This is a genomic window from Streptococcus sp. Marseille-Q4154, from assembly GCF_916700545.1.
In the GTDB taxonomy this organism is placed as follows: Bacteria; Bacillota; Bacilli; order Lactobacillales; family Streptococcaceae; genus Streptococcus; species Streptococcus infantis_I.
Window position 1 is genome coordinate 716,722 of sequence record NZ_CAKAKN010000001.1, and the last position, 24,752, is coordinate 741,473.

Annotated in this window: 26 protein-coding genes; 25 read left to right on the top strand and 1 reads right to left on the bottom strand. The window is 38.1% G+C overall.

Annotated features, from left to right (window positions below; translation table 11 throughout):
• Nucleotides 1–34: 34 nt before the first annotated feature.
• On the top strand, nt 35–676 hold the full coding sequence (gene serB, locus LG369_RS03635) for a phosphoserine phosphatase SerB (protein ID WP_225750272.1): 642 nt from the start codon (nt 35–37) through the stop codon (nt 674–676).
• Nucleotides 677–694: 18 nt separating this feature from the next.
• Nucleotides 695–1,804, top strand: coding sequence for a glycerate kinase (locus LG369_RS03640; protein ID WP_225750273.1), 1,110 nt, complete (start codon nt 695–697; stop codon nt 1,802–1,804).
• 2 nt (nt 1,805–1,806) lie between these two features.
• On the opposite strand, the gene LG369_RS03645 is transcribed toward LG369_RS03640, so the two are convergent.
• The gene (locus LG369_RS03645; protein ID WP_049496428.1) at nt 1,807–2,250 is read right to left on the bottom strand and encodes a DUF1694 domain-containing protein; all 444 of its coding nucleotides are present in this window, start codon (nt 2,248–2,250) and stop codon (nt 1,807–1,809) included.
• Between the two features lie 163 nt (nt 2,251–2,413).
• On the opposite strand from LG369_RS03645, the gene eno reads away from it, so the two are divergent.
• From eno to lacG, 23 genes are all read left to right on the top strand, one after another.
• Nucleotides 2,414–3,718 carry a surface-displayed alpha-enolase gene (gene eno / locus LG369_RS03650; protein WP_225750274.1) on the top strand — a complete coding sequence of 435 codons (1,305 nt, stop codon included), beginning with the start codon at nt 2,414–2,416 and terminating at the stop codon, nt 3,716–3,718.
• A gap of 177 nt (nt 3,719–3,895) precedes the next feature.
• Nucleotides 3,896–5,236 (top strand): exodeoxyribonuclease VII large subunit, encoded by a 1,341-nt coding sequence (gene xseA, locus LG369_RS03655; protein ID WP_225750275.1) that lies wholly within the window; start codon nt 3,896–3,898, stop codon nt 5,234–5,236.
• A complete protein-coding gene (locus LG369_RS03660; RefSeq protein WP_225750276.1) occupies nt 5,214–5,426 on the top strand; it encodes an exodeoxyribonuclease VII small subunit in 213 nt (70 codons plus the stop codon). The genes xseA and LG369_RS03660 overlap by 23 nt, the downstream gene beginning before the upstream one ends.
• On the top strand, nt 5,423–6,298 hold the full coding sequence (locus LG369_RS03665) for a polyprenyl synthetase family protein (protein ID WP_225750277.1): 876 nt from the start codon (nt 5,423–5,425) through the stop codon (nt 6,296–6,298). Before LG369_RS03660 ends, LG369_RS03665 begins: the two co-directional genes overlap by 4 nt.
• On the top strand, nt 6,291–7,106 hold the full coding sequence (locus LG369_RS03670; protein ID WP_225750278.1) for a TlyA family RNA methyltransferase: 816 nt from the start codon (nt 6,291–6,293) through the stop codon (nt 7,104–7,106). Before LG369_RS03665 ends, LG369_RS03670 begins: the two co-directional genes overlap by 8 nt.
• Entirely contained in the window at nt 7,099–7,530 is a 432-nt protein-coding gene (locus tag LG369_RS03675; protein WP_004253525.1) for an arginine repressor, read from the top strand. The genes LG369_RS03670 and LG369_RS03675 overlap by 8 nt, the downstream gene beginning before the upstream one ends.
• 6 nt (nt 7,531–7,536) lie before the next feature.
• The gene (gene recN / locus LG369_RS03680) at nt 7,537–9,204 is read left to right on the top strand and encodes a DNA repair protein RecN (protein ID WP_225750279.1); all 1,668 of its coding nucleotides are present in this window, start codon (nt 7,537–7,539) and stop codon (nt 9,202–9,204) included.
• Entirely contained in the window at nt 9,205–9,933 is a 729-nt protein-coding gene (locus LG369_RS03685; RefSeq protein ID WP_225750280.1) for a metallophosphoesterase family protein, read from the top strand.
• A gap of 81 nt (nt 9,934–10,014) precedes the next feature.
• Complete coding sequence (gene lepA / locus LG369_RS03690; RefSeq protein ID WP_036757546.1) at nt 10,015–11,838, top strand: translation elongation factor 4; 1,824 nt, start codon at nt 10,015–10,017, stop codon at nt 11,836–11,838.
• A gap of 90 nt (nt 11,839–11,928) precedes the next feature.
• The gene (locus LG369_RS03695) at nt 11,929–12,540 is read left to right on the top strand and encodes a hypothetical protein (protein ID WP_225750281.1); all 612 of its coding nucleotides are present in this window, start codon (nt 11,929–11,931) and stop codon (nt 12,538–12,540) included.
• Nucleotides 12,541–12,750: 210 nt separating this feature from the next.
• On the top strand, nt 12,751–13,338 hold the full coding sequence (locus LG369_RS03700) for a hypothetical protein (RefSeq protein ID WP_225750282.1): 588 nt from the start codon (nt 12,751–12,753) through the stop codon (nt 13,336–13,338).
• Nucleotides 13,339–13,526: 188 nt separating this feature from the next.
• The gene (locus tag LG369_RS03705; RefSeq protein WP_225750283.1) at nt 13,527–14,003 is read left to right on the top strand and encodes a PTS sugar transporter subunit IIA; all 477 of its coding nucleotides are present in this window, start codon (nt 13,527–13,529) and stop codon (nt 14,001–14,003) included.
• 41 nt (nt 14,004–14,044) lie between these two features.
• Entirely contained in the window at nt 14,045–14,350 is a 306-nt protein-coding gene (locus LG369_RS03710) for a PTS sugar transporter subunit IIB (protein WP_006151856.1), read from the top strand.
• A gap of 44 nt (nt 14,351–14,394) precedes the next feature.
• Nucleotides 14,395–15,870: a PTS galactitol transporter subunit IIC gene (locus LG369_RS03715; RefSeq protein ID WP_225750284.1), complete on the top strand. Its 1,476-nt coding sequence runs from the start codon at nt 14,395–14,397 to the stop codon at nt 15,868–15,870.
• Between the two features lie 95 nt (nt 15,871–15,965).
• Complete coding sequence (locus tag LG369_RS03720; RefSeq protein WP_225750285.1) at nt 15,966–16,859, top strand: aldose 1-epimerase family protein; 894 nt, start codon at nt 15,966–15,968, stop codon at nt 16,857–16,859.
• 262 nt (nt 16,860–17,121) lie between these two features.
• Nucleotides 17,122–17,547, top strand: a complete 426-nt coding sequence (lacA, locus tag LG369_RS03725) for a galactose-6-phosphate isomerase subunit LacA (protein WP_006148584.1) — start codon at nt 17,122–17,124, stop codon at nt 17,545–17,547.
• 30 nt (nt 17,548–17,577) lie between these two features.
• Nucleotides 17,578–18,093, top strand: a complete 516-nt coding sequence (gene lacB, locus LG369_RS03730; protein ID WP_001216925.1) for a galactose-6-phosphate isomerase subunit LacB — start codon at nt 17,578–17,580, stop codon at nt 18,091–18,093.
• 10 nt (nt 18,094–18,103) lie between these two features.
• Entirely contained in the window at nt 18,104–19,033 is a 930-nt protein-coding gene (locus LG369_RS03735; RefSeq protein ID WP_225750286.1) for a tagatose-6-phosphate kinase, read from the top strand.
• A 1-nt stretch (nt 19,034) separates the two neighbouring features.
• Nucleotides 19,035–20,015 (top strand): tagatose-bisphosphate aldolase, encoded by a 981-nt coding sequence (gene lacD / locus LG369_RS03740; RefSeq protein ID WP_225750287.1) that lies wholly within the window; start codon nt 19,035–19,037, stop codon nt 20,013–20,015.
• Nucleotides 20,016–20,255: 240 nt separating this feature from the next.
• Complete coding sequence (locus tag LG369_RS03745; protein ID WP_225750288.1) at nt 20,256–21,092, top strand: PRD domain-containing protein; 837 nt, start codon at nt 20,256–20,258, stop codon at nt 21,090–21,092.
• Nucleotides 21,093–21,125: 33 nt separating this feature from the next.
• Nucleotides 21,126–21,443: a PTS lactose/cellobiose transporter subunit IIA gene (locus LG369_RS03750; protein WP_045763395.1), complete on the top strand. Its 318-nt coding sequence runs from the start codon at nt 21,126–21,128 to the stop codon at nt 21,441–21,443.
• Complete coding sequence (locus LG369_RS03755) at nt 21,443–23,134, top strand: lactose-specific PTS transporter subunit EIIC (RefSeq protein ID WP_225750289.1); 1,692 nt, start codon at nt 21,443–21,445, stop codon at nt 23,132–23,134. Before LG369_RS03750 ends, LG369_RS03755 begins: the two co-directional genes overlap by 1 nt.
• A 189-nt stretch (nt 23,135–23,323) precedes the next feature.
• Nucleotides 23,324–24,730 (top strand): 6-phospho-beta-galactosidase, encoded by a 1,407-nt coding sequence (gene lacG / locus LG369_RS03760; protein WP_318779991.1) that lies wholly within the window; start codon nt 23,324–23,326, stop codon nt 24,728–24,730.
• The last annotated feature ends 22 nt before the right edge of the window (nt 24,731–24,752 follow it).

Genomic DNA, 24,752 nt, shown 5'->3' on the forward strand with positions numbered 1-24,752 from the left:
ACGATTTTTTGAGATAATAAAGTAAGGATTATAAATGAAAACAATCAACGGTCTCTGTGTGCTCGATGTTGATGGAACTCTGATAGAAGAAGAGGTTATTGATTTATTAGGGAAAGAGGCAGAGTGCGAAGAAGAAGTAGCCCTGCTAACAGCTCAAGCTATGAGAGGAGAATTAGACTTCGAAGCAAGTTTAAAAAGACGTGTTTCTCTTCTTAAAGGTCTCTCTATCAATGTTTTTGATAAGATTTATCATGAGCTTCATCTTAGTAAAAATGCTGCCCAGTTTATAAAAGTTCTTCAAGAAAATCAGATAGAAGTCGGTTTAGTATCAGGTGGATTTACCACTATTGTAGAAAGATTAGCAAAAGATTTAGGGATTTCATTATTTACTGCTAATCAACTGGAAATCAAAGATGATCATTTAACTGGCAATCTAATTGGTCCTATTATAAGCAGAGAAGTAAAAGAAGAGAGACTTATAAGGTGGGCTAAAGAATTACAAGTGCCATTTGATAGAACGATTGCAATCGGTGATGGAGCTAATGACTTAAAAATGCTTAAAAGTGCAGGACTTGGAATAGCCTTTTGTGCCAAGAATATTGTAAAAAAAGAAATAAATTTTCAGGTAGATGAGAGAGATTTTGGGAAAGTTTTGGAAATGATAGACTTCCTTTAGATAGAAAGAGGAATCAAAATGAAAGTTGTTATCGCGCCGGACTCCTTCAAGGAGAGTCTTCCTGCAAACGAAGTAGCAGAAGCTATAAAAAGAGGATTTAAAAGGGTGATACCAGATGCTGAATGTCTACTTTTACCTGTTGGTGATGGAGGTGAAGGAACAGTAGACGCCATTAAAAGTTCTCTAGGTTTGGAAGAAAAAAGAGTCCAGGTAACTGGACCTTTTGGTGATGAGGTTTTGATGTCTTACTTTCAAAAAAGAGAATTAGCTCTATTTGAAGTTGCAAATTTAGTAGGTCTTGCTAAAATCCCTTTTGATAAACGTAATCCTCTAGAGATTCAAACAAAGGGAATTGGTCAACTTATTCTCCATTTGATAGAACAAGGAATCAAAGATATCTACGTTGGTGTCGGTGGTACGGCTAGTAACGATGGTGGAATTGGCATTGCTGCTGGACTCGGATATCAATTTTATGATGAAAATGGAATTGAACTGGAGGCTTGTGGCCAGTCCTTGTTTGAAATTAGTCATATTTCGAAAGATAAAGCCTCATCTGTTCCTGCAGATATTCGTATCAAAATTTTAGCGGATGTGTCCAATCCTCTCTGTGGACCTCATGGAGCCACCTATACATTTGGGAAACAAAAGGGATTGGATCCATCTAAATTTAAAGAAGTTGATGCTGCTATTAAAGACCTCTATAGTAAAGTTGGACCCAAAATATTAAAATTAGATGGTGCAGGAGCAGGTGGTGGAATTGCCGCTGGCTTGTGTGCCTTCGCAGGAGCAGAGATTGTATCTGGTATTCAAACTTGTTTGGATTTGATAAACTTCGATCAAAAAGTTACTGATGCAGACCTAGTTATCGTTGGCGAAGGTAGACTGGACTCGCAAAGTCTAGCTGGAAAGGCGCCAATTGGAGTAGCAAAAAGAACACCAAATGGTGTTCCAGTTCTTGCTATTTGTGGTAGTTTATCAGAGGATTTACCACCCTTACCATTTGAGAATATAGTCGCAGCTTTTTCCATACTTGAAAAAAGCGAACCGTTAGCAGACAGTCTAAAAAAAGCAGCTGTTTATCTAGAAAATACAGCTGCAAGTATCGCACGAATCATGTCTTTGAGATAGAGTTAACCAAACCATTTTTTCCAGAGAGAAGTAGGAACTTTCGTCTCTTTCTCTTGCCACAAGTCTGAAAAGGCCTTTCTGAGGTCTTTTTCACTTGTTTGAACCGGAACATCGCTATGGATAACCAGTCCGAAAGGAGAAGAGTTATGATCTTCAGAAACGATAGTTGCTTGGCAGTCAGCATCTTTGGCTTGTTTTAAATAATAGACCTGTTTGTCAAATACTACTTGAGGAGAAATTTTGACAAATAGAGGTTCGGTTTCTTTTTTAAAAGTCTCTAAAATTGTTAAAAATGCCTTTTGAAATTTGACATCATTCGCAGTAGCGAGTTCAGCGTAGCCAAGAACACGTTCTTCAAAGGTACCAAGAAAACGTCTTTGTTCGTCTGGATTTAACTTAAGTCCACCATTGGCTTTTTCTAATATTTGTTTAGATATATCAGTCATAAATATAGTATATCATAAAAGTCTATAGATAAGGCGGAAAAGAAAGCGATTACTTAACAAAGTTAAGGAAAATTTGCACAAAGATAACGTTTTTTCTTGAAAAAGGTATCTTTTTGATGTATCATAGAGGTGTAAAATAATTTAACTCAAAGGAGAGTAAAAAATGTCAATTATTACTGATGTTTACGCTCGCGAAGTCCTAGACTCACGCGGTAACCCAACACTTGAAGTAGAAGTTTACACTGAATCAGGTGCTTTCGGACGTGGTATGGTTCCATCAGGAGCTTCTACTGGTGAACACGAAGCAGTTGAACTTCGCGACGGTGACAAATCTCGTTACGGTGGTCTTGGTACACAAAAAGCTGTTGACAACGTTAACAACATCATTGCTGAAGCAATTATCGGCTACGATGTACGTGACCAACAAGCTATCGACCGTGCTATGATCGCTCTTGACGGTACTCCTAACAAAGGTAAATTGGGTGCAAACGCAATCCTTGGTGTGTCTATCGCTGTAGCCCGCGCTGCTGCTGACTACCTTGAAATCCCACTTTACAGCTATCTTGGTGGATTCAACACTAAAGTTCTTCCAACTCCAATGATGAACATCATCAATGGTGGATCTCACTCAGATGCTCCAATCGCTTTCCAAGAATTCATGATCGTACCTGCTGGTGCACCTACATTCAAAGAAGCTCTTCGTTGGGGTGCTGAAATCTTCCACGCACTTAAGAAAATCCTTAAATCACGTGGTTTGGAAACTGCCGTAGGTGACGAAGGTGGATTTGCTCCTCGTTTCGACGGAACTGAAGATGGTGTAGAAACAATCCTTGCTGCTATCGAAGCTGCTGGTTATGTTCCAGGTAAAGATGTATTTATCGGATTTGACTGTGCATCATCAGAATTCTACGATAAAGAACGCAAAGTTTACGATTACACTAAATTCGAAGGTGAAGGAGCTGCTGTCCGTACTGCTGCTGAACAAATCGACTACCTTGAAGAATTGGTAAACAAATACCCAATCATCACTATCGAAGATGGTATGGACGAAAACGACTGGGACGGTTGGAAAGCTCTTACTGAACGTCTTGGTGGTAAAGTTCAATTGGTTGGTGACGACTTCTTCGTAACAAACACTGACTACCTTTCACGTGGTATCGAAGAAGGTGCTGCTAACTCAATCCTTATCAAAGTTAACCAAATCGGTACTCTTACTGAAACATTCGACGCTATCGAAATGGCGAAAGAAGCTGGTTACACTGCCGTTGTATCACACCGTTCAGGTGAAACTGAAGATTCAACAATCGCTGACATCGCAGTTGCAACAAACGCAGGACAAATCAAGACTGGTTCACTTTCACGTACAGACCGTATCGCTAAATACAACCAATTGCTTCGCATCGAAGATCAACTTGGTGAAGTAGCTGAATACCGTGGATTGAAATCATTCTACAACTTGAAAAAATAATCTAGTTCAGTGAACTAATGAAAGCCCTTGGATTTTTCCAAGGGCTTTTGTATATTATAAGACAAGCTCAAAGAAATCCAGTCTTGTTTTCGTATTCTAGAGGTGAAATGAGAGATTTTTAAACGGTTTTTTGGTATAATAATACCCAGGAAAAACTAGAGAAAGAAGGAGGTTGAGATGGAAAAGTATTTATCGGTAACAACTTTGACTAAGTATCTGAAAATGAAATTCGATAAAGACCCATACTTGGAGAGGGTCTATTTAACTGGTCAGGTTTCTAACTTCCGGAAGCGTCCAACTCATCAATATTTTTCTCTAAAAGATGATCGAGCTGTAATCCAAGCGACTATTTGGTCAGGTATTTATCAGAAACTAGGTTTTGATTTGGAAGAAGGGATGAAGATCAATGTTATCGGTCGTGTCCAAGTATATGAACCAAGTGGGAGCTACTCTATCATCATTGAAAAGGCAGAGCCTGATGGCGTAGGGGCTCTTGCGATTCAGTTCGAACAATTAAAAAAGAAATTATCAGAAGAAGGCCTTTTTCAAGAACGCTTTAAACAAGCAATCCCTCAGTTTGCAAAACGTATCGGGGTTGTAACTAGTCGTAGTGGTGCTGTTATACAGGATATTATTACTACCGTTAGCAGACGTTTCCCAGGAGTTGAGATTGTTTTATATCCTACCAAGGTACAAGGCGAAGGGGCAGCAGAGGAGATTGCCCGTAACATTGCTAGAGCTAATGAACGAGAAGACTTGGATGTTCTTATCATTGGTCGTGGTGGTGGATCAATTGAGGATCTTTGGGCTTTTAACGAAGAGATTGTAGTGCGTTCTATCTTTGAATCTCGTTTACCGATTATTTCAAGTGTTGGTCACGAAACGGATGTAACCTTGGCTGATTTTGTTGCCGACAAGAGAGCAGCAACACCAACTGCTGCAGCAGAGTTAGCTACACCTGTGACTAAGTTAGATCTACTGACCTACCTTAAAAATCAAGAGAAACGAATGGCTACTGCTGTACAAAATACTTTATCAAAGAAAAAAGAAGCCTTGAGAGGGCTTAGTCAATCAGTCATCTTCAGGCAACCAGAGCGTTTATATGATGGATATCTGCAACGCTTGGATCAGTTAATGCTTCGACTGAAGCAGGGATTGAATGGTGAGTTAGTTAGAAATCAACAGAAGGTTCAAGCTCAAATTCACCGTTTGGAGCAATTATCGCTAAATGTCAAGATTCAGCGCTACCAAGATCGTATTCAACAGTTACAAAAATTAATGCGTAGCCAGATGGCTGTGATTTATGATGCCAAGGTTGCTGAAGTAAAACGCTTGTCAGAAGCTTTACTCATGTTAGATACGAGTCGTATCGTAGCAAGGGGTTATGCGATTGTTAAAAAAGAGGATACCGTGGTATCTTCAGCAAATGATTTGAAAAAAAATGACCAGGTGATGTTGATGATGCGAGATGGTCATGTAGAATTAGAGGTTAAAGATGTCAAAACAGAAGAAATTTGAAGATAATTTAGCAGAGCTTGAGACTATTGTTCAGAGTTTAGAAAATGGTGAAATTGCTTTAGAAGATGCTATTACTGCATTTCAAAAAGGAATGGTTCTTTCAAAAGAATTGCAAGCAACACTTGATAAAGCAGAAAAGACCTTGGTTAAAGTCATGCAAGAAGATGGAACAGAAAGCAAACTTCTATGAACAAGCAAGAAAAATTAGCTTTGGTTGAGTCAGCTCTTGAGGAGTTTTATGGAGACCAGCAATTAGCTGCTAATCTCAGAGAAGCTGTTCTCTATTCTATCCATGCAGGTGGTAAACGAATTCGTCCTTATCTACTTTTAGAAGTTTTGGAGTCTTTGCAGGTGCCAATCACCTTAGCTCATGCCCAGGTTGCAGCAGCGCTTGAGATGATTCACACAGGAAGCTTAATTCATGATGATCTTCCTGCTATGGATGATGATGATTTTCGTCGTGGGCGTTTAACCAACCATAAGAAGTTTGGTGAAGCACTAGCAATTTTAGCTGGCGATGCCCTCTTTTTAGATCCTTATGCTTTGATAGCGCAAGCAGACTTGCCAAATGAAATTAAGGTAGATTTAATAGCTTCTTTGTCCCTTTCTTCTGGAAGTATGGGGATGGTCGCTGGCCAAGTTTTGGATATGGAAGGTGAAGGTAAACATTTAAACCTAGAAGAACTTCAGACCATCCATGCTAATAAAACGGGTAAACTCTTAGCTTTCCCTTTTCAAGCGGCAGGAGTTATTGCAGGATTGGATAAAAATCTTCAAAAACAGTTGAAAACAGTTGGAGAGCTGATTGGGCTTGCTTTTCAAGTGAGAGATGATATCCTTGATGTTACTGCTAGTTTTGAGGAAATTGGTAAAACACCACAAAAAGATTTGCAAGCTGAGAAATCAACCTATCCTGCTTTGTTAGGATTGGATGAGGCAAAAGTTTTTTGTAACCGAACTTTGGATCAGGCTAATGAAAAATTAGACGTGATTAGCCAATTAGTCGACTTTGATAAAGAACCAATTGTAAAAATAGTAGAAAGTTTGAGAATCAATGCCTAAGGAAAGAGTAGATGTACTTGCCTACAAACAAGGTTTATTTGAAACAAGAGAACAGGCTAAGCGGGGCGTAATGGCTGGATTAGTGATTGCAGTCCTTAATGGTGAGCGTTTTGATAAACCAGGAGAAAAAATTCCTGATGATACTGAATTAAAACTCAAGGGTGAGAAACTCAAGTATGTTAGTCGAGGTGGCTTGAAACTTGAGAAGGCTTTAGAAAAATTTGAAATATCAGTTGAAGGCAAAACAACCATTGATATTGGCGCTTCAACAGGAGGCTTTACGGATGTCATGCTGCAAAATGGTGCAAAACTGGTTTATGCCGTTGATGTTGGGACCAATCAGCTAGCCTGGAAATTACGCCAAGATGAGCGTGTCGTTAGCATGGAACAGTTTAATTTTCGTTATGCTGAAAAGACTGATTTTGAACAAGAACCTAGTTTTGCAAGTATAGACGTGAGTTTTATTTCTTTGAGTCTCATTTTACCAGCTCTACATAGAATATTGGCCAATCAAGGGGAAGTTGTTGCACTTATAAAACCACAGTTTGAAGCAGGGCGAGAACAAATTGGAAAAAATGGTATTATCAGAGATGCCAAAGTTCACCAAAATGTTTTAGAATCAGTTACTAAAATGGCAGTTGATGAAGGATTCTCAGTCTTAGGATTGGATTTCTCTCCTATTCAAGGTGGACACGGAAATATTGAGTTTCTTGCTTATTTACGTAAAGAAGAACATACAAGCAACCAAGTAGTTTCTGAAATAGAACAAGTAGTAGAAAAAGCACATAGAGAGTTTAAAGATGAATAAAAAAGAAAGACTTGAAAAAATTAGAAGATTTGTGACTGACTATCAAATCGGTACACAAGAAGAAATCGTTGAACACTTGAGAGAAGCAGGCATCTCTGCTACTCAAGCAACTGTTTCACGTGATATCAAAGAATTAGGGATTGTAAAAATTCCTTTGAAAGACAATACATATGTCTATGAATTACCAAAGTCAGTAGTTAAAAGTTTACAGTTAGCTGAGAACAATATCGAAAGTTTCGAAAGAATGGGTAATCTCATCAACTTAGATGTTATTCCTGGGAATACAATTTTTGTTAAAAGTCAATTGACTCAAACATTTTCGGATATGATTTTTAGCTGTTTAGCAGATGATAACTCAATTTTAATTGTGGCGCGAACTGAAGAAGCAGCTGTAGAGATTGTTGAACAAGTTAAAAAGTGGTAGGACCTTATGTTACTTGAAATTTCAATTAAAAACTTTGCCATCATTGAGGCTATTTCACTTAATTTTGAGAAGGGAATGACAGTTCTGACTGGGGAAACCGGTGCTGGGAAGTCTATCATCATCGATGCTATGAATATGATGCTGGGAGCCAGAGCCACAACGGACGTTATTCGTCATGGTGCTCCTAAGGCTGAAATCGAAGGTCTTTTCTCGGTTGAAAATAGTCATGCTTTGCAAATGATTTTTGATGAGCAAGGAATAGAGCTAGGCGATGAAATCATCATCCGTCGTGAAATTTTACAAAACGGGCGTAGTGTTAGTCGTGTCAATGGACAGATGGTTAATCTATCTGTTCTTCGCTCAATTGGACAGTATCTTGTGGATATCCATGGGCAACATGATCAAGAAGAGTTAATGCGTCCCCAATTGCACATTCAGATGCTTGATGGGTTTGGTGATGCAGATTTTCTGGAACTGAAGCAAGCCTACCAGACAAACTTTGATGCTTATCGTAAAAAGCGCAAGAAACTTCTTGAGATTAAGAAAAATCAAGAAGAGCACAAGGCTCGTATTGAAATGTTGGAATTTCAGATGGCTGAAATTGAATCTGCGTCCTTACAGCCAGGTGAAGACCTCAAACTAAACCAAGATCGAGATAAACTTTTAAATCATAAAAATATTGCTGACACGTTGACTAATGCTTATACAATGTTAGATAATGAAGAATTTTCAAGTCTAGCTAACGTTCGTTCAGCAATGAATGATATGGAAAGTTTAGAAGAGTATGATGTAGAATATCGTGAAATTTCTACTTCCTTATCTGAATCTTATTATGTTCTAGAAGATGTTACTAAACGTTTAGAGGATATTATTGAAAGTCTTGATTTCGACGGTAATCGTCTCATGCAGATTGAAAGCCGTTTAGATCTCATTCACGCCATTACACGTAAGTATGGTGGGAATGTTGACGATGTCTTGATGTACTTTGCTAAAATCACAGAAGAATACAACCTTTTGACTGGCAATCATTTATCTTCAGATGATATGGAAGCAGAACTCAAAAAATTGGAAGTAAGTCTAGTTGACTTAGCAACTAAGCTTGCATCTGCTCGACATAACTTAGCTCAACAATTAGAAATTGAGATACAGCAAGAACTCAAAGACCTTTATATGGATAAGGCTCGATTTCAGGTTCAATTTACTAAAGGTAAGTTTACTCGCGAAGGAAATGAAAGTGTTGAATTTTACATCTCCACCAACCCTGGAGAAGACTTTAAACCATTGGTTAAAGTAGCTTCTGGAGGAGAGTTGTCTCGCCTCATGTTGGCGATCAAGTCTGCTTTTTCTCGTAAGGAAGGTAAGACCAGTATTGTATTCGATGAAGTGGACACAGGAGTTTCAGGTCGTGTAGCTCAAGCAATCGCTCAAAAGATTCATAAAATTGGTCAGAATGGTCAAGTATTAGCTATATCTCATCTTCCTCAAGTCATTGCGATCGCAGATTATCAGTTCTTTATTGAAAAGATTAGTAATGACCATTCAACTGTTTCAACAGTTCGCTTGTTGACAGTTGAAGAAAGGGTGGAAGAAGTTGCTAAAATGTTGGCTGGTGAGAATGTGACTGAAGCAGCACTTAGTCAAGCGAGAGAATTGTTACAAAGTAAGGAGAAATAAATGACAGACTATTATGTTATTGGAGATGTCCATGGGAAAGCAGGAATGCTCGATGACCTTCTTAAAACATGGGATGGTAAGACTCAATTACTCTTTCTTGGAGATTTGATTGATAGAGGAGAAGATAGTCGTCGTGTTCTTGAAATGGTCAAAGACTTGGTAGAAAATCAAGGAGCGATTTGCATTTCAGGAAATCACGAGTACATGTTTTTAACTTGGTTGGATAATCCTGAAGAAAGCTATGACCACTATCGTCGTAATGGTGGGGATACAACTATTAATTCTATTTTGGGGCGTCCACTGGATGCACCAGTAGATGGAGTCGCAGATGCTAAGCGTGTTGAAGCGGAAGCAGCCGACTTAGTAGAATTTATCCGTCAAATGCCTTTTGTCATTGAAACTGATCAGTATATCTTTGTTCATGCGGGAATTGATCTAACCTTGGATGATTGGCATGAAACTACAGATTACAAGAAAGTCTGGCTCAGAAAACCATTCCACGAAGCAGTTAATCATACAGGAAAAACAATTGTTTTTGGTCATACACCAGTCTACGGACTTTTGGAACAAAAACCAGGAACTGCAGAACTTTGGATGACAGAAGATGGAAAGATTGGAATGGATGGAGGAGCTGTCTATGGTGGTGTCCTTCATGGAATTATCTTTACTGACCAAGGTATGACAGACCACTATTTCATCGAAAATGACGGCTTTGTTGCTGAAGATTAATACTCTCTACAGGGTATTATGGTCTTGTCAAAAACATAAAAACAATTTATAATTAATAGATACCCTGAAAGGAAGAGAATCTTGAATTTAGAAGAATTGAAAAAACGTCAGGAGAAGATCCGAAACTTTTCCATTATCGCGCATATTGACCATGGGAAGTCAACATTGGCGGACCGTATTTTGGAGGCTACAGAGACGGTTTCTAGTCGTGAAATGCAAGCTCAGCTTCTTGATAGTATGGACCTAGAGAGAGAGCGTGGGATTACTATCAAACTGAATGCCATTGAGCTTAATTATACGGCTAAGGATGGTGAGACTTATATCTTTCACTTGATTGACACACCGGGACACGTGGACTTCACTTATGAGGTATCACGTTCTCTAGCTGCTTGTGAGGGTGCTATCTTAGTAGTCGATGCCGCCCAAGGAATTGAGGCTCAAACACTGGCAAACGTCTATCTTGCTTTAGATAATGATTTGGAAATCCTTCCAGTTATCAATAAAATTGACCTACCAGCAGCAGATCCAGAGCGCGTGCGTACAGAAATTGAAGATGTCATCGGTCTGGATGCTAGTGAGGCTGTATTAGCTTCAGCAAAAGCTGGGATTGGAATTGAAGATATTTTAGAGCAAATTGTAGAAAAAGTTCCAGCACCAACTGGTGATGTATCAGCACCATTAAAAGCTTTGATTTTTGACTCAGTTTATGATGCTTATCGTGGTGTTATCCTCCAAGTTCGTGTCATGGATGGAGTTGTTAAGCCTGGTGATAAGATTCAGCTCATGAGCAATGGTAAAACCTTTGATGTTACTGAGGTCGGAATATTCACACCCAAAGCAGTAGGACGTGACTTCCTTGCGACAGGTGACGTTGGTTATATTGCAGCATCTATCAAAACTGTTCAAGACACTCGTGTCGGTGATACAGTTACCTTGGCGGCGAACCCTGCTTCAGAACCCCTATCTGGATATAAGCAGATGAATCCGATGGTTTTCGCAGGTCTTTATCCAATCGAGTCAAATAAATACAATGACCTTCGTGAAGCCCTTGAAAAATTGCAGTTGAACGATGCTAGTCTTCAGTTTGAACCCGAAACATCGCAAGCTCTTGGTTTTGGTTTCCGTTGTGGATTCTTGGGTCTCCTTCATATGGATGTTATTCAGGAACGTTTGGAACGTGAGTTCAACATTGACTTGATCATGACTGCACCATCCGTTATCTACAAGGTTAATCAGACTGATGGCGAGTCAATGGATGTATCGAATCCATCCGAGTTTCCTGATCCTACTAAAATTGCAACTATTGAAGAACCTTATGTTAAAGCACAAATCATGGTACCACAGGAATTTGTAGGAGCTGTTATGGAACTAGCTCAACGCAAACGTGGTGACTTTGTAACAATGGATTATATTGATGATAATCGTGTTAATGTTATCTATCAAATTCCACTTGCTGAAATTGTCTTTGATTTCTTTGATAAGCTCAAATCTTCAACACGTGGGTACGCAAGTTTTGACTATGAATTGTCAGAGTATCGCCCATCTAAGCTGGTTAAAATGGATATCCTTCTCAATGGAGACAAGGTGGATGCACTCAGCTTTATCGTTCACAAGGACTTTGCTTATGAACGTGGGAAACTCATTGTTGATAAGCTTAAGAAAATTATTCCACGTCAACAGTTTGAGGTTCCAATCCAAGCGGCTATTGGACACAAGATTGTTGCTCGTACAGATATCAAAGCTCTTCGTAAGAACGTTCTTGCCAAGTGTTATGGAGGAGATGTTTCACGTAAACGTAAACTCCTTGAAAAACAAAAAGCTGGTAAGAAACGGATGAAAGCTATCGGTTCAGTAGAAGTACCTCAAGAAGCTTTCCTCAGTGTCTTGAGCATGGATGAAGAATAATTATTTTCTATTATTCTTTTGAATGAATCACAGTTATCTTTTGACACTTATCTTTTCTTTCATTAGAATAGAAGTGAAAGGAGAAGGATCATGAAAAAAATCGTAAGCTTATCTACACTTTTAGTGTGTTGCTTTTGCCTCGCTGCTTGTAATACTTCAAAATCTAAAAAAGAAGTAGCCTCAGAAGCAACAACAGTTCAAGAAACTACTACAGCCCAAGAAACAACAACTGTAGCCGAATCAACGATTGAAGATACCCAAGTAATTGGGTCAGATGCTTATGGCTACGTAAAAGTTCCAAAATCATGGATTCATTTTACAGAAGTTGATGGTGGTGATGATATTCAGTACTGTGATGGAACGGACATCAATATCGTAACTCTAAATACTTTTAAACCAGAGCACCTTGGTGTTAGTGAAAGTGAATATGCTGCTCTCGACGCTGTTCAAGTTTCTACTAGTATCTATCAAACAAAACAACAAAGTAAGGACTTCTCAAAAGTATGGGGTTCTAAGTCAAAAATTGGTGGTTATGATGCTTATGTTGTAAACTGTATTGCAAAAAATGGAAAATATCTGGTTATCTATATCTTTAAATCAGACGATGGTAAGTTTAGATATGTTTCTCTAGAAGGAACACCTGAAGTGTTGAAGGATATGCTTCCTTTGATTGAACAAAGTTGGACTAATAAAAAGGCTTAAAAGGCAGGATTTTTCCTGCTCTTTTTTTATCCAGTTTTATTTAGGATATCAAAAAGATTTCCTGATTAGAGCTTTTTGCAATGAAAAAAGAATGAGTTTTAGTAAATATAATAGTAGATTTATTGTATTTTTGATAATACTGCTAGTTTACAGAATATATTTGACACTTTGTTCTTCTTGCTTTAGAATAGTAGTGAAAGGAGAATTATCATGAAAAAATTGATAACTTTATCTACACTTTTGCTTTGTGGTATCACTCTTGCTGCTTGTAATACAAATACTGGTAAAAAAGATGTAACAGCTGAAACTACCACAATTGTTAAGGGAACTACTAGTCAGGAAACATCAGAAGCTACAACAACCGTTCCAACTAAAGATACACAATGGATTGGATCAGATGATTATGGATACATGAAAGTACCTAAATCTTGGGTTCAAAGTGATGCTGGTGGGAATAATGTTGATTTTATGTTCAGTGATGGTACTGACAAGAATGCTATTTCAGGTAAAAGTATAAATGCAGACGGAAAAGATCTCACTAATTTGCAGACCAATTTTGAACAAAAGATAAAAGAAAATCCTAGATTTACAAATGTTAGAACTGATAAGGGAAATATTGGGGGCTATGATGCTGTCAAAATTTATGCAGATTATAACAATAATAGTAGAAAAGTAGTTATTTGGTTATTTAAGTCGGATGATAATATGATTAGATTAGTTACTCTTGAAGGTAATTTAGAAATCGTAAACGAAATTACTCCAATAGTAGAAGAAAGCTGGACAGTGAAAAAGAATTAAAACTAAAACAGGATATTTATCCTGTTTTTTATTTATTTTCAACCTTTAAAGAATATGTATAAAATCAAACTGTTTACAATCAAACAAAAAAAATAAAAATCAAACAAAATACAACAAAAAAATATTGACAACGGTTTCATATAGTGATATACTTGTATCATAAAAGTTAAATATGAAGGGAGAAGGTCATGGGATTAGATCATTTCTTCAGCAAAGACTTAGTTTTTTGTTTAGAAGCAGATAATCAAGAGCAACTCTTTGATCAAGTTGCAACCCTATTAGAAGAAAAGAAAGTTGTTACGGATACATATCGATCGGCATTGATTGAACGTGAAAAAATGTTCCCAACCGGTTTAGATATGGAATTTCTTGGGAAGGACTTGCCGAATGTAGCAATACCTCACACTGATACGATTCATAATTTAACTGAAAACGTTGTTGTGGTTCGCTTAGCGAAACCAGTAACATTCCACAACATGATTGCTCCTGACAAGGAAGTAGAAGTATCATTACTCTTCTTTATCATCAATAATTCAAGTTCGAGTCAAACTAATATTCTTGCTCAATTGATGGACTTTTTTACAGGTAATGGTCATCTAGAAGCACTTTCTAAGATTACAGAACCAGAAGCTTTGTTCCAGTATATCTTAGAAGCAACTGCTTAAATTCATAAATAAATAGTAAATAAAAAACGGAGGAAATCCAAATGATTAAAATTCTTGCTGCATGTGGTGCAGGTGTCAACTCAAGCCACCAAATTAAAAGCGCCCTAGAAGAAGAGCTCTCAAGCCGTGGTTACGATGTACAGTGTGACGCAGTTATGGTAAAAGATGTCAATGAAGACTTGATTAAAGGTTATGATATCTTCACACCAATTGCTGCAACTGACTTAGGTTTTGACCCTGGTATCCCAGTAGTTGAAGCTGGACCAATCTTGTTCCGTATTCCAGCAATGAGCGCTCCAGTTTATGACAATATTGAAGCAGCAATTAAAGAACACGGATTAAGTTAATTATTATTTTGTAATATTCCATAAAAATAAAGGGAGGAAAAATTATGGATTTCATTATCAATCTAGCCAACGATATCTTTAAACCTATCTTGGCTATGGGTGGCCCAATCATTATGCTGATCATTTTGACAGTATTGGCCTTGCTTTTCGGAGTAAAATTCTCCAAAGCACTTGAAGGTGGTATCAAACTTGCCATCGCACTTACTGGTATCGGTGCTATTATCGGAATGCTTAACGGAGCTTTCTCAGCTTCACTTGCAAAATTCGTTGAAAATACTGGTATTCAATTGAACATCACCGACGTTGGTTGGGCTCCACTTGCTACAATCACTTGGGGTTCTGCTTGGACACTTTACTTCTTGCTCATCATGTTGATTGTCAACGTTGTGATGCTTGCAATGAAGAAAACTGATACACTTGACGTTGATATCTTCGATATCTGGCACTTGTCTATTACAGGTCTTTTGATCAAATGGTACGCTGACAACAATGGAGTTAGCCAAGGAGTTTCACTCTTCATCGCGACTGCAGCAGTTGTTCTTGTTGGGGTTCTTAAAATTATCAACTCTGACTTGATGAAACCAACATTTGACGACCTTCTTAACGCACCAAGTTCATCACCAATGACTTCAACTCACATGAACTACATGATGAACCCAGTTATCATGGTTTTGGATAAGATTTTTGATAAATTCTTCCCAGGTCTTGATAAATACGACTTTGACGCTGCTAAATTGAACAAACGAATCGGTTTTTGGGGATCTAAATTCTTCATCGGTTTCATCCTTGGTATCGTTATCGGTTTGATGGGTACTCCACATCCAGTTGCTGGAGTAGAAGATGCATCTTCATGGGAACTTGTTATTAAAGGTTGGTTGTCACTTGGTTTGACTGCCGGTGTCTGCTTGGAGCTCTTCTCATTGATCGGTTCATGGTTCATCGCAGCCGTAGAACCACTTTCACAAGGTATTACAAACGTTGCTACTAAACGTCTTCAAGGACGTAAATTCAACATCGGTCTTGACTGGCCATTTATCGCTGGTCGTGCTGAAATCTGGGCTTGTGCTAACGTACTTGCACCAATCATGTTGGTTGAAGCAGTGCTTCTTTCAAATGTCGGAAATGGTATCTTGCCACTTGCTGGTATCATCGCTATGGGTGTGACTCCAGCTCTCTTGGTAGTTACTCGTGGTAAATTGCTCCGTATGATTATCTTCGGAACTCTCTTGTTGCCACTCTTCCTTCTTTCAGGTACACTTATCGCACCATTCGCAACTGAACTTGCTAAAGGTGTAGGTGCCTTCCCAGAAGGTGTGAACCAATCACAATTGATTACTCACTCAACTCTTGAAGGACCAATCGAAAAACTATTTGGTTGGGCAATCGGTAACGCTACAACTGGTGATATCAAAGCTATCCTTGGTGCAGTAGTATTCCTTGTATTCTACGTTGGTATCTTTGCATGGTACAGAAAACAAATGATCAAACGTAACGAAGAATACGCAGCAAACGCAAAATAATTTGCTCCTAAAAATGTAAATTGTAAAAACTAGGTTGTCTGTTTCCACTATGGAGCGGTCAGCCTAGTTTTTTTAGAGAATTGGAGGTAAGACTTATGATTGCATTAAAATCAGATCAATTAAATGTTGAGTTTCAAACACTTGGAGGAGCGCTATCCTCTATAAAAGATAAAGATGATGTAGAGTATTTGTGGCAGGGGGATCCAACTTATTGGAGTGGGCAAGCACCCGTATTATTCCCAATATGTGGTTCAGTAAGAAATGATACGGTCCTTTATGATAAGGAAGATGGTAGTCAAAAAAAAGGAAAAATCCCTCGACATGGCTTAGTACGAAAAAAAGATTTTACTTTAGTGGAACAAACAGATAATTCTGTGACATTTGCTATTGAAGATGATGAAGAAATGTATGCAAATTACCCTTATCATTTTCGTTTAGAAATTACTTATACAGTGACTGGGAAAACCATACGTACACAGTATAAAATCTATAATAAAGAATTAGAAAAGAGTATGCCATATTTTATTGGTGGGCATCCTGGTTTTAACTGTCCATTATTAGGTGGTGAAGTGTATGAGGATTACTATCTTGAATTTGAAAAGCCAGAAACATGTACAGTTCCAAAACCTTTCCCAGAAACAGGAATGTTGGATTTCAAAGATAGAAGTTCTTGGTTAAATAATCAAAAAGAAATAGACTTGAATTATGATTTCTTTAGCTATGATGCTGTAACATTAGATGAGTTGGAATCTCGAACAGTAGCTTTGCGTTCACGAAAACATGATAAAGGTTTGAAACTACATTTTAAAGAGTTTCCAAATTTAATTGTATGGTCAACTCTTAATAAAGGCCCATTTATTGCCTTGGAACCATGGTCAGGTTTGTCTACTTCAATAGAAGAAGGAGATAGACTGGAAGATAAGAAAGATGTTAAGATAATAAAACCTAGTGATTTTGATCAGGTTGGATTTGATATCGAGATTTTATAAAAAATAAACAAAAACAAACATAAATTGTTGACTTTTCCAACTAATAGTAGTATATTATGTTTATAAAGAACAATTTGTGTTTATTTTAACAAGATTACTGTTCTGGCTTTTCTCTGAAGAAAGCTTATTAAGAAACGAATAAGATATTTGTTCTTAATTTAAATTATTGTCAACAAAACTACTAGTAACTATTTGAGAAAGGTCTCTTTTAGGCTAGAATCAGAAAGTTTTACTGGTCTATTATAAAAAAGGAGTATACAATATGGCTATTGTTATTGGTGCAGATGCTGCAGGTTTAAGATTGAAAGAAGTTGTAAAAGACTTCTTGGAAAAAGAAAACTTCCACGTAGTGGATGTTACAGCAGAAGGTCAAGACTTCGTTGATGTAACTCTTGCGGTTGCGGAAGAAGTTAAGAAAGAAGAACAAAACCTTGGTATCGTCATTGATGCTTATGGTGCAGGTCCGTTTATGGTTGCTACTAAAATCAAAGGAATGGTTGCTGCAGAAGTATCTGATGAACGTTCAGCTTATATGACTCGCGGTCACAACAACTCACGTATGATTACGATGGGTGCTCAACTTGTTGGTGATGAATTAGCTAAAAACATTGCTAAAGGCTTTGTAAATGGTAAATACGACGGCGGTCGTCACCAAATCAGGGTCGACATGTTGAACAAAATGTGCTAATTTTGATATTGAAAGAAAGGTAAGATAAAAATGAGAATTGCAATTGGATGTGACCACATCGTAACTAATGAAAAAATGGCGGTTTCAGAATTTTTGAAATCAAAAGGACATGAAGTCATCGACTTTGGTACTTATGACCACGCTCGTACTCACTACCCAATCTTTGGTAAAAAAGTTGGTGAAGCAGTAGTTAGTGGCCAAGCTGATCTTGGTGTATGTATCTGTGGTACTGGTGTAGGTATTAATAATGCTGTTAACAAAGTTCCAGGTGTTCGTTCTGCGTTGGTTCGTGATATGACAACAGCTCTTTATGCAAAAGAACAATTGAATGCCAACGTTATCGGATTTGGTGGTAAAATCACTGGTGAATTGCTTATGTGCGATATCATTGAAGCTTTCATCAATGCTGAATACAAACCATCTGAAGAAAATAAAAAATTGATTGCTAAAATCCAACACGTTGAAACTCATAACGATCATCAAACGGATGCAAACTTCTTTACAGAATTCCTTGAAAAATGGGATCGCGGTGAATACCACGACTAAGAGGTGACTCATGATTTTAACAGTCACAATGAACCCATCCATTGATATTTCCTATCCTTTGGATGAATTAAAAATTGACACTGTCAACCGTGTTGTCGATGTTACGAAAACGGCTGGTGGTAAAGGTCTTAACGTTACTCGTGTCCTATCAGAATTTGGTGATTCTGTAGTCGCAACTGGACTTGTTGGTGGTAAACTAGGTGATTTTCTAGTTGAAAATATTGATGATCAAGTTTCGAAACGTTTCTTTTCTATCCAAGGGGAAACTCGTAACTGTATCGCCATTCTACATGGAGAAAACCAAACAGAAATTCTTGAAAAAGGTCCTGAGGTTCAAGAAAAAGAAGGACAAGATTTCTTGGCTTACTTCAAAGAACTTCTTAATACTGTAGAAGTTGTAGCTATTTCAGGTAGTCTACCAGCTGGACTCCCAGTTGATTATTATGCTAGTTTAGTTGAACTTGCTAATAAAGCAGGAAAACCAGTTGTCTTGGACTGTTCAGGAGCAGCTCTTCAGGCTGTTCTTGAATCACAACATAAACCAACGGTAATTAAACCAAATAATGAAGAATTGTCTCAACTTTTGGGAAGAGAAATTTCTAAAGATTTGGATGAATTAAAAGAAGTTCTTCAAGATCCTTTATTTGATGGAATTGAGTGGATTATCGTTTCTCTAGGTGCTAACGGTGCCTTTGCAAAACACGGGGATACTTTTTATAAAGTAGATATTCCAAAAATTCAAGTAGTAAATCCAGTTGGTTCTGGTGATTCTACTGTAGCAGGTATTGCATCAGGTCTTTTCCATAAAGAATCTGATCAAGAATTGTTGACTAAGGCGAATGTCCTTGGTATGCTAAATGCTCAAGAAAAAATGACCGGTCATGTCAATATGGCTAACTATCAAAATTTATTTGACCAATTAATTGTGAAAGAGGTATAAAATGACTTTAACAGAAAATAAACGTGCTTGTTTGAAAAAACTCTCAGATGAAAATGGAATCATCTCAGCTCTTGCATTTGACCAACGTGGCGCTTTGAAACGCCTTATGGCTCAATACCAAACAGAAGAGCCTATAGTAGCTCAAATGGAAGAACTCAAAGTTTTGGTAGCAGATGAATTGACTAAATACGCTTCATCAATGCTTCTTGACCCTGAATATGGTCTTCCTGCTACAAAAGCACTTGCTCCAAATGCAGGTCTTCTCCTTGCTTATGAAAAAACAGGATATGACACAACAAGTACAAAACGTTTGCCAGACTGCTTGGATGTTTGGTCTGCAAAACGCATTAAAGAACAAGGTGCAGATGCTGTTAAGTTCTTGCTTTACTATGATGTAGATAGCTCTGACGAACTTAACCAACAAAAACAAGCATACATCGAACGTATTGGTTCTGAGTGTGTGGCTGAAGACATTCCATTCTTCCTTGAAATCTTGGCTTACGATGAAAAGATTGCTGATGCAGGTTCTGCAGAATACGCTAAAGTAAAACCACATAAGGTTATCGGTGCTATGAAGGTCTTCTCAGACCCACGTTTCAACATTGATGTCTTGAAAGTGGAAGTTCCAGTTAACGTGAAATACGTTGAAGGCTTTGGTGATGGAGAAATCGTTCATACACGTGAAGAAGCAGCTGCTTTCTTCAAAGCGCAAGATGAAGCAACTAACCTTCCATACATCTACTTGAGTGCAGGTGTATCCGCTAAGCTCTTCCAAGAAACTCTTGTATTTGCCCACGAATCAGGTGCAAACTTCAATGGTGTTCTTTGTGGACGTGCTACATGGGCAGGATCAGTTGAAGCTTACATCAAAGATGGTGAAGCAGCAGCTCGCGAATGGCTTCGTACAACAGGATTTGAAAACATTGATGAACTTAACAAGGTTCTTCAAACAACAGCTACTTCATGGACTGAACGTGTGTAAACTTCCCCCTTTATATCCTAAAACCTAGTAAAAAAACTTTAAAACATTTTAAAAAAGTTGTATGTAAAGGTTTACAAAAAATCATTCTTGTGATATACTAAAGTCACAAGTTAATACAAAGTGAGTGTTACTAAGTAATATTAGGCATGATCACAGATGACTCAGATGTATATTTTCTGAGTTCATTTGTGGTCATTTTTTATGCTCACAAAACTTAAATAATAGGGCAAGGAGGTTGCCATGTATCGGATATTAAATCCAATGAATAACAATGTTTCTCTTGTGCGTAATAGCAAGGGAGAGGAGTTGATCGTAATTGGTAAGGGTATTTCATTCGGTAAGAAGAAGGGAGATTTGATTTCTGAGGATCAGGTTGAAAAAATTTTTCGGATGAAAACGGAAGAGTCGCGAGAAAATTTTATGGCTCTTCTCAAGGATGTACCGCTTGATTTTATTACGGTTACTTATGAAATAATTGATAATCTTTCTAAAAAATATCAATATCCTGTCCAAGAGTACCTATACGTCACTCTGACAGACCATATCTATTGTTCTTATCAGGCTATTAGTCAAGGACGCTATAAGGATAGTAACTTGCCTGACATTTCTGCCAAATATCCTATCGCTTTTCAAATTGCACAAGAAGCTTTTGAAATTTATCGTCAAAAACTGACAGAAAATTTTCCTGAAGACGAAATCATTCGTATCGCTTATCATTTCATAAACGCCGAAGGTGAGAATGAAGTCGAAGTTGTTGAGTCGATTGATAAGAGAAAGGAAATTTTAAAGAGGGTTGAAAGCGTTTTGAAGAGTTATAAAATCCAGCGAACACCTGAAAATAATAATTTCTACGATCGCTTTATGATTCATCTCAATTATTTCTTGGATTATCTGGATCGTAGTCGCGATGATAATCAATCCTTGCTCGATATGGAAGAACATATAAAGAATACCTATCCAGAAGCATTCGAGATTGGTAGCAAAATTTATGAAGTCATTGCACAGGAAACTGGTCTTGACCTCTACAAGAGTGAACGAGTTTATCTTGTTCTACACATTCAACGTTTATTGTCATAACATCTATTAAAAAAATATAAGGAGAATTCTATCATGAATAGAGAAGAAGTAACATTGTTAGGTTTTGAAATCGTAGCCTATGCTGGCGATGCTCGTTCAAAATTATTGGAAGCTTTGAAGGCTGCTGAAGCTGGTGATTTTGCGAAAGCGGATAGCTTAGTTGAGGAAGCTGGTAGCTGTATCGCTGAAGCACACCACGCGCAAACGAGTCTTTTAACCAAGGAAGCTGCAGGTGATGATTTGGCTTATAGTGTGACCATGATGCACGGTCAAGATCACTTGATGACAACTATTTTGTTAAAAGATTTGATGCACCACTTAATTGAACTTTATAAAAGAGGAGCTAAATAATGAATAAGTTAATTGCCTATATCGAGAAAGGGAAGCCTTTCTTTGAAAAGCTATCTCGAAATATCTATCTTCGTGCTATTCGTGATGGATTTATCGCTGGAATGCCAGTCATTCTCTTCTCAAGTATTTTTATCTTGATTGCCTTTGTTCCAAACTCTTGGGGATTTAAATGGTCTGATGAAGTTGTAGCACTTTTGATGAAACCCTACAGCTATTCAATGGGGATTCTAGCACTTTTGGTAGCTGGAACCACTGCTAAATCTTTAACAGACTCAGTTAACCGTAGTATGGAGAAAACCAATCAAATCAACTATATGTCAACGCTCTTAGCAGCTATTGTTGGTTTGCTGATGTTGGCGGCTGACCCAATCGAGGGTGGCTTTGCAACTGGTTTCCTTGGAACAAAAGGGTTGCTTTCAGCCTTCCTGGCAGCTTTTGTAACTGTAGCTATCTATAAGGTTTGTGTGAAGAACAACGTTACTATTCGCATGCCTGACGAAGTTCCACCAAATATCTCACAAGTCTTTAAAGACGTTATTCCATTTACGCTTTCAGTTGTTTCTCTGTATGCTCTTGACTTGCTCGCTCGTCAATTTGTTGGTGCAAGCGTTGCAGAATCAATCGGTAAATTCTTTGCTCCATTATTCTCAGCAGCAGACGGTTATCTTGGTATTACTATTATCTTTGGTGCTTTTGCCTTCTTCTGGTTTGTCGGTATTCACGGCCCATCTATCGTTGAACCTGCGATTGCAGCGATCACTTATGCAAATGCCGAAGTCAACTTGAACCTTCTTCAACAAGGTATGCACGCTGATAAGATCCTTACATCTGGTACACAAATGTTTATCGTCACTATGGGTGGTACAGGTGCAACACTTGTAGTTCCATTCATGTTTATGTGGTTATGTAAATCAAAACGAAATCGTGCTATTGGACGTGCTTCAGTAGTTCCTACATTCTTCGGTGTAAATGAACCAATCTTGTTTGGTGCACCACTTGTTTTGAACCCAATCTTCTTTATCCCATTCATCTTTGCACCAATTGCAAACGTATGGATCTTTAAGTTCTTTATTGAAACACTTGGCATGAACTCATTTACTGCCAACCTTCCATGGACTACACCAGGACCTCTTGGTATTGTTCTTGGTACAAACTTCCAGTTCTTGTCATTTGCTCTTGCAGCATTGTTAATCGTAGTGGATATTGCAATCTACTATCCATTCCTTAAAGTTTATGACGAACAAATTCTTGAAGAAGAACGTTCTGGTAAAGCCAACGATGAATTAAAAGAAAAAGTAGCTGCAAACTTTAATACTGCTAAAGCTGATGCTATCCTTGAAAAAGCTGGAGTAGAATCAGCACAAAATACAATTACAGAAGAAACCAACGTACTCGTTCTCTGTGCAGGTGGTGGAACAAGTGGACTTCTTGCCAATGCCTTGAACAAAGCGGCAGCAGAATACAAGGTGCCAGTTAAAGCTGCAGCGGGTGGCTATGGAGCCCACCGTGAAATGTTGCCAGAATTTGATTTGGTTATCTTGGCACCACAGGTCGCGTCAAACTATGAGGACATGAAGGCTGAAACAGATAAACTTGGAATCAAATTGGCTAAGACTGAAGGAGCTCAATACATCAAGTTGACTCGTGATGGACAAGGTGCTCTAGCCTTTGTTCAAGCGCAATTCGATTAATGTTAGGGATTTTATAATAGTCTCCTAACATTACGGAAATCTACAGATTTTCCTTATAGTCATAAATTTGTTTTCCCCCCTTATATCACATAATTAGTGGCATAACAAAGAAGTGAGATGGAGATGGATGGTTCACTAACTCCTCTACACTCACTTTTCATTTTATTCAATCAAGAAAAAGGTGAAAAAATGACAAAAACACTCCCTAAAGACTTTATTTTTGGCGGCGCGACAGCTGCCTATCAAGCAGAAGGAGCTACTCATACTGATGGGAAAGGTCCTGTTGCTTGGGACAAATATCTTGCTGATAACTATTGGTATACAGCTGAACCGGCTAGTGATTTCTACCATAAATATCCAGTAGATCTTCAATTAGCTGAGGAATACGGCGTCAATGGTATTCGGATTTCCATTGCTTGGTCACGTATTTTCCCAACTGGATATGGTGAGGTAAATCCTAAAGGTGTCGAGTTCTACCATAACTTATTTGCTGAATGCCACAAACGCCACGTAGAACCCTTTGTTACTCTTCATCACTTTGATACACCAGAAGCTCTTCACTCAAATGGAGACTTCTTGAATCGTGAAAATATCCAACACTTTGTAGATTATGCGGCCTTCTGTTTTGAAGAATTCCCAGAAGTCAACTACTGGACAACCTTCAATGAAATTGGCCCAATCGGTGACGGTCAATACTTGGTCGGTAAATTCCCTCCAGGGATTCAGTATGACCTTGCCAAAGTTTTCCAATCACACCACAATATGATGGTTTCACATGCGCGTGCTGTAAAATTGTATAAAGACAAAGGCTACAAAGGTGAAATCGGGGTTGTTCATGCCCTTCCAACTAAGTATCCATTGGATCCTAAAAATCCTGCAGACGTACGTGCAGCTGAGTTGGAAGATATCATCCACAACAAATTTATTCTAGATGCAACCTACCTTGGACACTATTCTGAAAAAACTATGGAAGGGGTCCATCACATCTTAACTGTCAATGGTGGTAGCTTGGATCTTCGTGAGGAAGACTTTGCGGCACTTGAAGCAGCTAAGGATCTGAATGACTTCCTTGGAATTAACTACTACATGAGTGATTGGATGGAATCATTTGATGGTGAAACTGAAATCATCCACAACGGTAAAGGGGAGAAAGGAAGCTCTAAGTACCAAATTAAAGGTGTTGGTCGTCGTGTAGCTCCTGACTATGTTCCTCGTACTGACTGGGACTGGATCATTTATCCTCAAGGGCTATATGACCAGATCATGCGCGTGAAAAATGACTATCCAAACTATAAGAAAATCTACATCACTGAAAACGGACTTGGATACAAAGATGAGTTTGTGGACAACACTGTTTACGATGATGGCCGTATTGATTATGTGAAACAACACTTGGAAGTCTTGTCTGATGCTATAGCAGATGGAGCAAACGTAAAAGGTTACTTTATCTGGTCGTTGATGGATGTCTTTTCATGGTCAAATGGTTACGAAAAACGTTACGGTCTCTTCTATGTAGATTTCGAAACTCAAGAACGTTACCCGAAAAAATCAGCTTATTGGTATAAGAAAGTAGCTGAAACAGGCCTTATCGATTAAATGTATAAAAAAAGTCTCACCA